The organism is Ramlibacter albus, assembly GCF_014297445.1.
Lineage (GTDB): Bacteria > Pseudomonadota > Gammaproteobacteria > Burkholderiales > Burkholderiaceae_C > Ramlibacter > Ramlibacter albus.
In genome coordinates this window covers 83,660-95,930 of record NZ_JACORU010000008.1, presented here as the reverse complement: position 1 = coordinate 95,930, position 12,271 = coordinate 83,660, and the positions used below count along the sequence as shown (strand labels likewise).

At 67.6% G+C, this 12,271-nt stretch carries 12 protein-coding genes; 5 read left to right on the top strand and 7 right to left on the bottom strand.

What is annotated here, in order from left to right; all coding sequences use genetic code 11:
* Positions 1–4 precede the first annotated feature (4 nt).
* Both H8R02_RS20530 and H8R02_RS20525 read right to left on the bottom strand, forming a co-directional pair.
* Positions 5–727, bottom strand: coding sequence for an ABC transporter permease (locus H8R02_RS20530; RefSeq protein ID WP_187083358.1), 723 nt, complete (start codon positions 725–727; stop codon positions 5–7).
* 56 nt (positions 728–783) lie between these two features.
* Positions 784–2,043: an SUMF1/EgtB/PvdO family nonheme iron enzyme gene (locus tag H8R02_RS20525; protein WP_187083357.1), complete on the bottom strand. Its 1,260-nt coding sequence runs from the start codon at positions 2,041–2,043 to the stop codon at positions 784–786.
* A gap of 156 nt (positions 2,044–2,199) precedes the next feature.
* Between H8R02_RS20525 and H8R02_RS20520 the strand changes: the two genes are divergently transcribed.
* Genes H8R02_RS20520 through H8R02_RS20510 form a run of 3 tightly spaced genes read left to right on the top strand, consistent with a single transcriptional unit; the run spans position 2,200 to position 4,805 of the window.
* On the top strand, positions 2,200–2,739 hold the full coding sequence (locus H8R02_RS20520) for a TRAP transporter small permease subunit (RefSeq protein WP_187083356.1): 540 nt from the start codon (positions 2,200–2,202) through the stop codon (positions 2,737–2,739).
* A gap of 39 nt (positions 2,740–2,778) precedes the next feature.
* Positions 2,779–4,317, top strand: a complete 1,539-nt coding sequence (locus tag H8R02_RS20515) for a TRAP transporter large permease (protein ID WP_187083355.1) — start codon at positions 2,779–2,781, stop codon at positions 4,315–4,317.
* A complete protein-coding gene (locus H8R02_RS20510) occupies positions 4,317–4,805 on the top strand; it encodes a hypothetical protein (protein WP_187083354.1) in 489 nt (162 codons plus the stop codon). The genes H8R02_RS20515 and H8R02_RS20510 overlap by 1 nt, the downstream gene beginning before the upstream one ends.
* A 4-nt stretch (positions 4,806–4,809) precedes the next feature.
* Here H8R02_RS20510 and H8R02_RS20505 read toward each other — a convergent pair whose 3' ends face one another.
* The 4 genes from H8R02_RS20505 to H8R02_RS20490 form a co-directional block, all read right to left on the bottom strand.
* Positions 4,810–5,064, bottom strand: coding sequence for an ABC transporter substrate binding protein (locus H8R02_RS20505; RefSeq protein WP_187083353.1), 255 nt, complete (start codon positions 5,062–5,064; stop codon positions 4,810–4,812).
* A 47-nt stretch (positions 5,065–5,111) separates the two neighbouring features.
* On the bottom strand, positions 5,112–6,800 hold the full coding sequence (locus tag H8R02_RS20500) for a cation:proton antiporter domain-containing protein (protein WP_187083352.1): 1,689 nt from the start codon (positions 6,798–6,800) through the stop codon (positions 5,112–5,114).
* A gap of 58 nt (positions 6,801–6,858) precedes the next feature.
* Complete coding sequence (locus H8R02_RS20495; RefSeq protein ID WP_187083351.1) at positions 6,859–7,941, bottom strand: TRAP transporter substrate-binding protein; 1,083 nt, start codon at positions 7,939–7,941, stop codon at positions 6,859–6,861.
* A 121-nt stretch (positions 7,942–8,062) separates the two neighbouring features.
* Positions 8,063–9,142 (bottom strand): TRAP transporter substrate-binding protein, encoded by a 1,080-nt coding sequence (locus H8R02_RS20490; RefSeq protein ID WP_187083350.1) that lies wholly within the window; start codon positions 9,140–9,142, stop codon positions 8,063–8,065.
* A 228-nt stretch (positions 9,143–9,370) separates the two neighbouring features.
* Between H8R02_RS20490 and H8R02_RS20485 the strand changes: the two genes are divergently transcribed.
* Positions 9,371–9,772, top strand: coding sequence for a bactofilin family protein (locus H8R02_RS20485; protein WP_187083349.1), 402 nt, complete (start codon positions 9,371–9,373; stop codon positions 9,770–9,772).
* Positions 9,773–9,784: 12 nt separating this feature from the next.
* On the opposite strand, the gene H8R02_RS20480 is transcribed toward H8R02_RS20485, so the two are convergent.
* A complete protein-coding gene (locus tag H8R02_RS20480) occupies positions 9,785–10,666 on the bottom strand; it encodes a LysR substrate-binding domain-containing protein (protein ID WP_187083348.1) in 882 nt (293 codons plus the stop codon).
* Between the two features lie 71 nt (positions 10,667–10,737).
* On the opposite strand from H8R02_RS20480, the gene argH reads away from it, so the two are divergent.
* The gene (gene argH, locus H8R02_RS20475; RefSeq protein ID WP_187083347.1) at positions 10,738–12,246 is read left to right on the top strand and encodes an argininosuccinate lyase; all 1,509 of its coding nucleotides are present in this window, start codon (positions 10,738–10,740) and stop codon (positions 12,244–12,246) included.
* The last annotated feature ends 25 nt before the right edge of the window (positions 12,247–12,271 follow it).

Sequence of the window (12,271 nt, the reverse complement as noted above, 5' to 3'; positions counted from 1 at the left end):
GTTCCTAGGCTGGATCGACACGGACATGCAATGCAGCCGGAGTGAAGTTGCGCACGAGGTGCAGCAAGGCGTTGAGGGCGAGCACGACGGCCAGCAGCACGAGGCCCAGCGCCAGCGCGAGCGGCAGGTCGCCCTTGCTCGTCTCCAGCGCGATGGCGGTCGTCATCACGCGCGTGAAGCCGTCGATGTTGCCGCCGACGATCATCACCGCACCCACCTCCGACACCGCGCGGCCGAAGCACGCGATGAGCACCGTCACCAGCGCGAAGCGTTCGTCCCACGCGAGCAGCAGGCTGCGCAGCAGCGAGCGGGCCCCGAGGGACTCCAGCTGTTCGCCGTTCGCGGCTTCCGTCTCCTCGACCACCTGCCGCGTGAGCGCCATGCAGACGGGCAGGACCAGCAGCGCCTGCGCCAGCACCATCGCCTTGAACGAGAACAGCCAGCCGAGGAAGCCGAGCGGCCCGGAGCGGGACAGCAAGAGGTAGACGACCAGCCCGACGACCACGGAAGGCAGCGCGAGCAACGTGTTGAGCACGGTCAGCAGCGCGCCACGCCCCGCGAACCGTGAAGTCGCGACCCAGGCACCGAGCCCCAGGCCTGCCGTGCACGCAATCAGGCATGCGAGGCCGCTCACGGCGAGCGAGCGGCCGACGATCGAGTACAGCGTGGGGTCGGCCCCCATCACGAGTTGCAGCGCCGTGGCCGCACTCTCGGCGAACGTGTTCATTCCTCGGGCATCGTAACGCAGGAACAGCGGCGCGCCGGCCGCAACGCGCACGCGAGCTACAACGCGCAGGTCCTGAAACCCACGAACGCGCTGTCGTCGTGCGGCAGGGCCCACGCCCGCGCCTTCACGTGCTTCATGCGCGCGCGCGCCGCGAACGACGCGCCCTTCTGCACCCGCGCGCGGCCGAAGGCCGGCGCCGGGTCGAGCTCCGCATCCACGGCCCACGCATCGGGCGAGTAGCCTTCGAAGGGCTGCAGCGTGCCGGCGGTCCACTCACGCACCTCGCCCCAGCGGAAGCCGCGCCGCGCGGCCGAATGCGCGGCCACTTCCCACTCGACTTCAGTCGGCAGCCGGCGCCCTGCCCAGCGTGCATACGCATCGGCCTCCCACCACGACGCATGCATCACGTTCTGCGTGCCGCCCATGCGCGTGGCCTTGCCGAAAACCGTCTGCAGCACCGCCCCGCTCGCCACGCCGATCTGCTCCACGTGGCGCGGCCCGCGCCGGCCCTCCTGCCGCGCCTGCGCTTCGAGCCACTGCCAGCCCTCGGGCTGCCAGAACTCCGCGCGGTCGTAGCCGCCGTCGTCGATGAACTCCACGTACTGCGCCCAGCCGACCGGTTGCGCATCGATCTCGAATTCCGGCACGGCCACCGTGCGCGTGCCGCGCTCGATCGCCGGCGCGAAACCGGGATCCGCGTTCCCTAATTGCCATCGCACCGCGGGCAGGCCCAGCGGCTCACGCGACGCCACGCCGGCCGGCAGGTCCAGCGGCAGCGCAACCCCAAGCGCCTGCGCCGCCTCCACGAATTGTTCGCCGCGCAGGTCCTCGTGCCACAGCGCCATGCGAAAGAAGTGCAGTGCGGCATCGTCCTCGGGCGTCTTGTCCAGCAGTTCGAGCGTGGTTTCCAGCGTGTCGAGCAGGTACGCCTTGACCGCCTCCAGCGTGAGGCCCGCCGCGCCGCGCTCGTCTCGCGGCAGCAGCGCGGGGTTGAACCAGCGGTCCGCCTGCGGGTCCACGGACGCCAGGCGCACACCGCCCGCCGGGCACGCCGGCCCCAGCGCACGCTGCGGGTTGCGGCCGATCCAGTATTCCGCCAGCCAGGCGATGTGGCCTGCCGTCCACAAGGGCGGAAGGCCTTCAGGTGCCTGCAAGCCTCCCAGCTCGGGCCCGAGCGCGTTTTCCAGCGCGCCGAGCAGGTGCAGCGTGTGGTTGCGCGCATCCATCAGCGCGAGCGACAGCACGTCGCGCCCCGCGGCGCGCACCGCCGGTGCGTCCACGCTGCCCGTCGGCGACATGCTCATGGAAGTGGCCATGACTTATTATTCGCGGCGCCGCGCGCCACCGCCGTGTACGGGTAAACCCGGCACCCCCCAGTCAGGGTTTTTTCAGCGCGGGGGGCCTAGTATTTAGGGATTACGTCGGCTCCGGGGCCACGTCTTTCCTATCAACATAACGCACGGAGCCACGCAGTGTCAGCACTTCTCAAACTTGCATTGGGCGTCGACTGGATCAGCGACCGCCTCGGCCGCCTCGCATCGATGGCGGTGCTGTTCACGGCCCTCATCTCCGCCGGCAACGCCTTCGTGCGCTACGTGCTGGACATCTCGTCCAACGGCTGGCTCGAGATCCAGTGGTACCTGTTCGCGGGCATCGTGATGCTGGGCGCGCCCATCGTGCTCAAGCTCAACGAGCACGTGCGCGTGGACATCTTCTACGGCCGCCTGAAGGGCCATGGCCCCGTGTACATCGACCTCCTGGGCCTCATCTTCTTCCTGTTGCCCGTCATGTTCCTGCTGGCGTACCTGTCGTGGCCGCTGCTCGTGAAGATGTACATCACCAACGAGATGTCCAGCAACGCAGGCGGCCTCATCCGCTGGCCCGCCATGCTGATGCTGCCGCTCGGCTTCGCGCTGATGGTGGCGCAGGGGCTGTCCGAGATCGTCAAGCGCATCTGCTACCTGCAGGGCAAGTACGAAATGGACACGCATTACGAGAAGCCGGTGCAGTAAGCCCTCGGCCGCATACAACAACGACACCGGGACTCAATCATGCACATGGAAAACTTCGCGCCGATCATGTTCGGCGGGCTCGTGCTGATCATGCTGATCGGCTTCCCCGTCGCCTTCTCGCTGGCGGCGCTGGGCCTGGGCTGCGGCTTCTTCGCCATCGAGATGGGCTGGTTCCCCGCCAGCTTCATGCAGAACCTTCCGCTGAACGTGTTCGGCATCCTCTCGAACGACCTGCTGCTGGCGATCCCGTTCTTCACCTTCATGGGCGCCATCCTCGAGAAGTGCGGCCTGGCGGAGGACATGCTCGACTCCATGGGCCAGCTGTTCGGCCCGGTGCGCGGGGGCCTGGGCTACTCGGTGATCATCGTGGGCTTCATCCTCGGGGCCATCACCGGCACGGTGGCCGGCCAGGTGATCGCCATGGCGCTGATCTCCATGCCGGTGATGATCAAGTACGGCTACAACATGCGCTACACCACGGGTGTGCTCGCGGCCTCCGGCACGATCACCCAGCTGGTGCCGCCGTCGCTGGTGCTGGTGGTGATGGCCGACCAGCTGGGCCGTTCGGTGGGCGACATGTACAAGGGCGCGTGGGGCCCGTCGATCCTGCAGGTGCTGATCTTCGCGGCCTACACCTTCGCGCTCGGCATCATCAAGCCCAGCGACGTGCCTGGCGTGCCGAAGGAAGCGCGCACCATGGACGGCTTCCACCTGTGGATGAAGTGCCTGCGCGGCATCATCCCGTCGGCGGTGCTGATCTTCGCCGTGCTCGGCTCCATGGGCGGGCTGCCGCTGCAGGAAAAGGCGATCGCCACGCCCACCGAGGCGGGCGCCATGGGCTGCGTGGGTGCTCTCGTGCTCGCGGCCATGCACAAGCGCCTGACGCGGGACCTGATCTGGCAGGCCATGGTGGGCACCATGCGCCTGACGGCGATGGTGGTCTACATCCTGATCGGCTCGCGCGTGTTCTCGATGGTCTTCCAGGGTGTCGACGGCGCCAAGTGGGTGGAGCACATGCTGTCCGGCCTGCCCGGCGGCCAGATCGGCTTCCTCATCGTCGTCAACATCTTCATCTTCTTCCTGGCGTTCTTCCTCGACTTCTTCGAGATCGCCTTCATCATCCTGCCGATGCTGGGCCCGGTGGCGGACAAGCTGGGCATCGACCTGGTGTGGTTCGGCGTGCTGCTGTGCGTGAACATGCAGACCTCGTTCATGCACCCGCCCTTCGGCTTCGCCCTGTTCTACCTGCGCGGCATCGCCGACACGCTGTACAAGGAAAAGCGCATCGACGCGCCGGTGAAGTCCAACGACATCTACCTCGGCGCCATCCCCTGGGTGCTGATGCAGGTGCTGCTGGTGGCCGTGGTGATCTTCGTGCCGCAGACCGTCACCGTCTTCCTCGACAAGGAGGAGAAGGTCGACCTCGACAAGGTGAAGATCGAGGCGCCCGCCGCGATCGACACGCCCGCGGGGGCGGCGAGCGACCCCACGAAGGCGCTCGAGCAGGCTGCGCCTTCGGGCGATGAAGAGCAGAAGAAGATCGACGATCTCTTCAAGCAGGACAGCGGCAAGAAGTGATGAACGCGCCGCTCGGTGGCGCCGGCCCCGAGCCGTTCCGCTTCCAGCCTTCGCAGGGCCCCTCGATGCAGGGGCCTGCTTTTTCGCCGTTCTTCAAGGCGCTGATCACGGTGGTGGTCTTCGGCTGCATCGGCTGGGGCCTGAACCTGTGGTGGACCGGCAAGGTCGCGTCGCAGGGCACCCTCACCGCATGGTTCGCCGCCGGCCTGCTGCTGATGCTCTACACGTGGTTCTGCGTGATGCGCGGCGTCACCTCGATCGGTCAAGGCATGCTGCGCCAGTCGTGGATCTGGGAAAAGCGCATGGAGATCGGCGAGCTCGCCTTCGGCAAGCTCATTCGCGTGCGCGGCCTCGAATGGCTCGTCGCCCCGCGGCTCTACGTGCGCACGCTGACCGGCAAATTCGCCGTGTTCTACGTGTCCGACCGCGCGATGCTGGCCGAGTGCGAGCGGCTCGTGAACGAACTGCGCGAGTTCCGCCGCTTCTGAGTGCTCAGCCCACGACGTGGTCCGCACGGGAAAGCAGCGCGCGCGGAACGGTGACACCGATCGCCTGCGCGGTGGACCGGTTGATCGCGAGTTCGAAGAAAGTGGGTTGCTCGGCCGGCAGCGTTTCCGGCCTGGCGCCGGCGAGGACCCTGGCCACGAAGTTGGCGACGCGCCGATAGGTATACGTGGGATTCGCCCCATACGCCATGAGGCCGCCCACGTCCACGAAGTTGCGGGAGAACGCGTTGCATCGGGCCATCGTGCCAGTTGCGGCAGCGACGTCAAGGCCGCCCGTGCCGAAACCGGCTAGTGACCGAACTGCGCCAGCACGTAGCGGCTCATGGCCTCGGCGAGCTCGTGTTCGCCGAGGAACACCTTGCCGATTACCTCGGCCTCGAAGCGGCGTGCCTCCTCCTCGTTGTGGCTGCGAACGACCACCTGGATGCCCGGGTTGAGCAGCTTCGCGTTCTCGCTCATCTGGCGCACGCCGAGGGACTCGGGCGTGGCGATCACGAGCAGCCGCGCGCGCGCGATGTGGGCCTGGATCAGCGTCTCGGGCTGTGACGCGTCACCGTAGACGGCGGCACTGCCCTGCTCCCGCAGGCGTTCGACGATCTCGCGGTTCTGGTCCGCCACGACGAAGGGCACGTGGTGCGCCTTCAACGCGTCGGCAACGCGGCGTCCCACGCGGCCGTAGCCGACCAGCACGACCTGCTGCGACAGGTACTTCGGGTCCGTCGACATCGGCAGTTCCGCCAGCGGGTCGTCGCGGCTCGCGAGGCGCCGCGCCAGTTCCGAGCGGCGCAGCAGCCAGCCGCGCACGGGTTCGATCATTCCGAACAGCAACGGGTTGAGCGCGATCGAGATCAGTGCGCCCGCGACCACCAGGCTGCGCGCTTCGGCCGGCAACACGCCCAGCGTGGCGCCCAGCCCCACGAGGATGAAGGAGAACTCCCCGATCTGCGCGAGGCTGGCCGACACGGTGAGCGCCGTGTGCAGCGGATAGCGCAACACGAGCACCAGCACGGCCGCCGCCACCGACTTGCCGAACACGATGATCGCAACGACCGCGAGCACCTTCAGCGGCTGCTGCACGAGGATCGCGGGGTCGAACAGCATGCCCACCGACACGAAGAAGAGCACCGCGAATGCATCGCGCAGCGGAAGCGTCTCTTCGGCGGCGCGGTGGCTGAACTGCGACTCGCGCAGCACCATGCCCGCGAAGAACGCGCCGAGCGCGAACGACACGCCGAACACGTGCGTTGCGACGTACGCGATGCTCACCGCCGCTGCCACGACGCACAGCGTGAACAGCTCGCGCGAGCCGAGCTTCTGCACCTGCCACAGCAGCCACGGGAAAAGGCGCCGGCCCACGAGCAGCATCAGCGCGACGAACACGCCGACCTGCAGCAGCGTCTTGCCCACGGACAGCGCGAGTGCCTGCGGGCCCATCGACGCCGCCCCGCCGGTCATCGCACCGGCGAGTGCCGGCAGCAGCACGAGCACCAGCACCATCGCGAGGTCCTCGACCACGAGCCAGCCCACCGCGACGCGGCCGTTGAAGCTGTCCAGGACGCCCAGCGCTTCCAGCGCGCGCAGCAGCACCACGGTGCTCGCGCAGGAAAGCGAGATGCCGAACACCAGCGCGGCCGGCGCGGACCAGCCCCACAACGTCGCGGCGCCCCAACCCATCGCCGTCGCGGCCACCATCTGCACCACCGCACCCGGCACCGCGATACGCCGCACGGCGAGCAGGTCGTTGATCGAGAAGTGCAGGCCGACGCCGAACATCAGCAGCATCACGCCGATCTCGGCCAATTCGCTCGCGATCTTGGAATCAGCGACGAAACCGGGTGTGAAGGGCCCTATCAGCACGCCCGCCACGAGGTAGCCCACCAGCGCGGGGAGTTTCAGCCGCGCCGCGACGAACCCGAAGACGAGGGCCACGCCGAGTGCCGCGGCGATGGTGCTGATGAGGGGTAGGTCGTGCTCCATGCATCCGTTCTAACAAAAAAAGGCCGCCCGAAGGCGGCCTGGACACGAAGCGTCAGCTTCAGACCTTGAGGGTCGACATGTAGCTGTCGAACCGGTACTCCGAGAACTTGCTCCACAGCAGCTGGTCGCGCTGGAAGGCGCGCATGTCCTGGTGGATCTTCTTGAAGTCGGCCGACTTGGCTTCGTGCGCGGCGAACACTTCCATCGATGCCTTGTAGCCGGCGTCCAGCACGTCCTTGGGGAACGGGCGAAGCTGCGTCTTGGCGGCCACGAGGCGCTTGAGCGCGGGCGGGTTCACCGCGTCGTACTTCGCGGTCATGTCGCGCGCGGCCACGGCCGTCGCGGCGTCGACGATCGCCTTGTTCTCGGCGGACAGCGCGGCGTAGGCCTTGGTGTTCGCGAAGAACTCCAGCTCCGCGCCGCCTTCCCACCAGCCGGGGTAGTAGTAGTACGGCGCGACCTTGTTGAAGCCGAGTTTCTCGTCGTCGAACGGGCCGACGAACTCGGTGGCGTCCAGCGTGCCCTTCTCGAGCGCGGAGTACACGTCACCGGCGGGCATGTTCTGCGCGACGACACCGAGCTTGGCCATGGCTTCACCCAGCAGGCCGCCGCCCATGCGCATCTTCAGGCCCTTGAGGTCCGCGACGCTCTTGATCTCCTTGCGGTACCAGCCGCCCATCTGGGTGCCGGTGTTGCCCGCGCTGAAGCTCTTCATGTTGTACTTCGCGTAGAACTCGTCCATGAGCTTGCGGCCGTTGCCGTGCTCCATCCACGAGTCCATCTGGCGCGCGTTCAGGCCGAAGGGCACGGCGCAGCCGAAAGCGAAGATCGGGTCCTTGCCGGTGAAATAGTACGGCGCGGTCTGCGCCATCTCCAGCGAGCCCTGCTGCAGCGCGTCCACCACGCCGAAGGCGGGCATCAGCTCGCCGGCGGCGTGCACGGACACTTCGAACTTGCCGCCCGAGAGCTGCGACACGGTCTTGGCGAACAGCTGCGCGCTGCCGAAGATGGTGTCCAGCGACTTCGGGAAGCTGGAGGCGAGGCGCCAGCGCACGGCGGCCTGGGCATGGACGGCGGGCGCGATGCCCGTCGCCAGCACGCCGGCGATGCCGGCGTTCTTGAGTACGGATCGGCGATCCATGAGGTTCTCCTGGGGGATGTGTACGCGCGATGATGTGCGCCGTATTTGCGCAATGCTTGCACCAAGCTGGCGCCGGTTTCGCAACGGGAATTAAAAAGCCGCACGGGGTGCGGCTTTCGGGTTACAGCTTCTGGCTCTGCATGAAGCGGTCGAACGTGGCCTCGGTGAAGCGGAACCACAGGTTCTGGTCGGAGCGAAATTTCGAGAAGTCCGCGTAGACCTTCTTCCAGTTCTCGTTCTTCGCCGACAGCTCGTCGTAGAGCTTCATCGATTCCTTGAACGCCGCGGCCATCACGTCCCCCGGGAAGGGGCGCAGCTTGGCGCCGCTGCCCACGAGCTGCTTGAGCGCGGTGGGGTTCTTCACGTCGTACTTGGCCTGCGTCTCCACGTGTGCGTAGGCGCTGGCCATCTCGACGATGCTCTTCTGCTCGGCGCTGAGTGCGTCGTAGGCCTTCTGGTTGATGTACAGGTCCAGCTGCAGGCCGCCTTCCCACCAGCCGGGGTAGTAGTAGAACGGAGCGACCTTGTGGAAGCCCAGCTTGAGGTCGTCATACGGGCCGATCCACTCGGCCGCGTCGATGGTGCCCTTCTCCAGCGCGGGGTAGATGTCGCCGCCCGGGATGTTCTGCGGCACGCCACCCATGCGCTCGAGCACCTTGCCCGCGAAGCCGCCGATGCGGAACTTCAGGCCCTTGAGGTCGGCCGCGCTCTTGATCTCCTTGCGGAACCAGCCGCCCATCTGCGCGCCCGTGTTGCCGCACGCGAAGTTGACGATGTTGTACTTGGCGTAGAACTCGCGCATCAGCTTCAGGCCGTTGCCCTCGAAGGTCCATGCGCTCATCTGGCGGCTGTTGAGGCCGAACGGGATCGCGCCGCCGATGGCGAAGGTCTCGTCCTTGCCGAAGAAGTAGTAAGGCGCCGTGTGCGCGGCTTCGATGGAGCCCTGTTGCACGCCGTCGACCACGCCGAACGCGGGCATCAGCTCACCCGCCGCGTGCACGGAGACTTCGAAGCGGCCACCGGAGAGCTGCCTGACCTTCTGCGAGAACACCTCGGCCGCGCCGTAGATGGTGTCGAGCGATTTCGGGAAGCTCGACGCGAGGCGCCAGCGCACGGCGGCCTGCGCGTGCACCGCAGGCGCGGCGCCCGCGGCGAGGATGCCGCCGATGCCGGCGGTCTTGATGAGGGAACGGCGGTCCACTGCTTATCTCCTGTTGTGTTTGCGCGCCGATGATCGCGCTGCACACGCGCGCAAGGCTTTCAGGAGACTGGCTGGCTGAGCCGGGGATAACCCGCGCGGAACAAAGTTTGATTCAGTGGCGTGTCAGGGTTGGCGAAGCAAATGTCCGACGCCGATTTGCATCACCGCCGACTTCCCACCGCATCCCGCTCCCGCACGATGTCTTCATTGCTTGAGGAGCACCCACCTATGTTCGGAAAGAAAGACCCCACCAACATCAAGACCCTCATCGCGCATGGCACGTGCATTGAAGGCGACATGAAGTTCGAAGACGGCCTGCGCGTCGACGGCGAAGTCCACGGTGCGATCCGCGCGAATGCCGGTGACGGCAGCCTGCTCGTGATCTCCGAGGGCGCGCTGGTCGAAGGCGGCGTCAAGGCGGACCGCGTGATCATCAACGGCACCGTCAACGGACCCGTGGAGGCGCGCGAAGTGCTGGAGCTGCAGGCCAAGGCGAAGATCTCCGGTGACGTGCAGTACGCGGCGCTGGAGATGCACCATGGCGCCACCATCCTCGGGCAACTGCGCCCGCTGGAAAGCGCGTCGAGCGAAGACAAGGCCCCGATCCGGCTCGCGGCGACGAACCCCTGAGGGCGCTGGAAGTCACTTGCCGCGCGCGAACACCGCGCCGACGTCCTGCATGAACTCGCGCGCCAGCGCCTGCTCCAGGCGGTGCGCGGCGCGGACGCGGTAGCAGCGGAACTCCACCTTCGGCGAGAAGGGGATGCTGACCACGTCGGGGAGTTGCAGCCAGCGCAGCACCATCGGGTTGACGACGCTCACGCCCAGGCCCATGCCGACCATCGTGCAGATGGTGGATGCATAGGGTGTCTCCAGGTTCAGGCGGCGGCGGTCGGGGTTGAACGCCGCGTCGATCTGCGCGCGGGCGAGATCGCCCGGCCCGAGCGAGATGAACGCTTCGCCTTCCAGGTCGGCCGCTTTCACGCGCCGCTTGTTCGCAAGGCGATGCCCAGCCGGCACGATGCACAGGCCATGTTCGCGATGAAGCAACTCGATCGACAGCTCCGGCATGTCGGGCGCCAGCGACACGAGGCCGAAGTCGCACTGCCCTGCCGCGACCCACTTGCACACGGTCGGTGAATCGCTCGTGTTGACCTTGATCGCGACGTCCGGTCGCCGCTTGCGGAAAAGCCGGATGGCCGCGGGCAGCACACCGATCGACAGCGCGGCCGACGCGCCGATGCGCAGCCCGCCCGAGCCCTGCTCGCGGATCGCAGCGGCCGCCGCTTCGATGGCGCCCAACCCTGCGAAAGAACGCTGCACCTCGACGTACAGCGCCTCCGCCTCGGGCGTGGGCACCAGCCGCAGCCCCACGCGCTGGAACAAGCGGAACCCCGCCTCCGCCTGCAGCCGGGCGATCAGGCGGCTGACGTTCGGCTGCGACGTGTGCAGCGCCGCGGCCGACAGCGTCATCGACCTCGTGAGCATCACGGAACGGAAAGCTTCGACCTGACGGAAGTCCATATCAAAACTGCATGCAACCCGGCAAACAACGGATTTGACGGTATTGTGGCCGCTTCCCATACTCGGCGGCGATGGAATCCAAAGTCAGCCGACGCCTGTCCGAAGGGACGGCACCCGAGGTCTGCGAACACGTCTACGCGCCGCGCCTCGCCCGCGACTTCCCGGCGGTGTTCGCGCACCTGTGCGACGTCAACCAGGCGCACCTGCTGATGCTGCGGCGCGCCGGCCTGCTGCCCGCGGCCGACGGGGCGGTGCTCGCTGCCGCGTTGCTGCGCATCGAGGAGGAAGGTTTCGCGAACGTGCCGCTCGACCCGGCCATCGAAGACGCGTACTTCAATTACGAGGCGCACCTCATGCGCGTGGCCGGGGCGCACGTGGGCGGCTGCCTGCACGTGGCGCGCAGCCGCAACGACATCCTCTCCACGATGGACCGCATGCGCGCGCGGCTGCAGGTGCTCGACCTGCTCGATGCGGGACGCGAGGCGTGCGCCGCGGCGCTGGCGAACGCGCAGCGCTACGCCGACGTCGTGATGCCCGGCTACACGCACCTGCAACCGGCGCAGCCCATCACGTACGGCTACTGGCTGCTCGGCGTCGCGGAATCGCTGGCGCGCGACCTCGAACGCTTTCAGCAGGCGCAGGCCGTGCTCGCACGTTGTCCGCTGGGCGCGGGCGCGCTGGCCGGCACTTCGTTCGGCATCCTGCCGCAGGAGTCCGCCCGGCTGCTCGGCTTCGAGTCGTGCGTCCCCAACGCGCTCGATGCCGTCGCTTCGCGCGACTACGCGCTGGCGCTGATGTCGTCGTTCGCGATCGCCGCCGTCGGCGCGAGCCGCGTGGCGCAGGACTTCTACACGTGGTGCACGCACGAGTTCGGGCTCGTCGACTTCCCCGACAGCGTCGCGGGCACGTCGAGCATCATGCCGCAGAAGAAGAACCCCATCGTGCTGGAGTCGCTCAAGGGCAAGGCCGGCCAGCTCACCGGCCTTCTCGCCGGCGCGCTCACCACCGTGAAGGGCGTGAACTTCACGCACACCGGCGACGGCAACCGCGAGACCATGCGCGGCTTCTTCGAGGCCGCCGACGAAACCCTGCGCATCTTCAAGCTGCTCGCGCTCGTGCTGCGCACCGCGACGCCGAACGAAGCAGCGATGCTGGAGCGCGCCCGCAACGACTTCTGCACCGCCACCGACCTCGCCGATGCGCTGGTGCGCGAGAGCGGCCTCTCGTTCCGCGAAGCGCACCACGTGGTGGGCGCGGTGGTGCGCACCGCGATGGATGCGAAGCTGGCCGCGCACGAGATCACGTCCGCAATGGTGGACGAAGCGTGCGTGCAGCAGATCGGCCGCGCCGTGGGGCTCGGCGACGAAACGGTGCGCCGCAGCCTCGACCCCGCGCTCACCACGGCCGAACGCCGCCAGGGTGGCGCCCCCGCGCCGGACCTCGTGCGTGCGCGCGTGCAGGAATTGCAGCAGCACCTGGCCCGCGTGCAGGACGATGTGCAGACGCAGCGCAGCGGGCTCGCAGCCGCGCGCGAAACGCTCAAGTCCGAAGTGCGCGCGCTGGCCGCGGCTGCACGTTGAAACCAATGCTTGTCCCGAAAGGAAG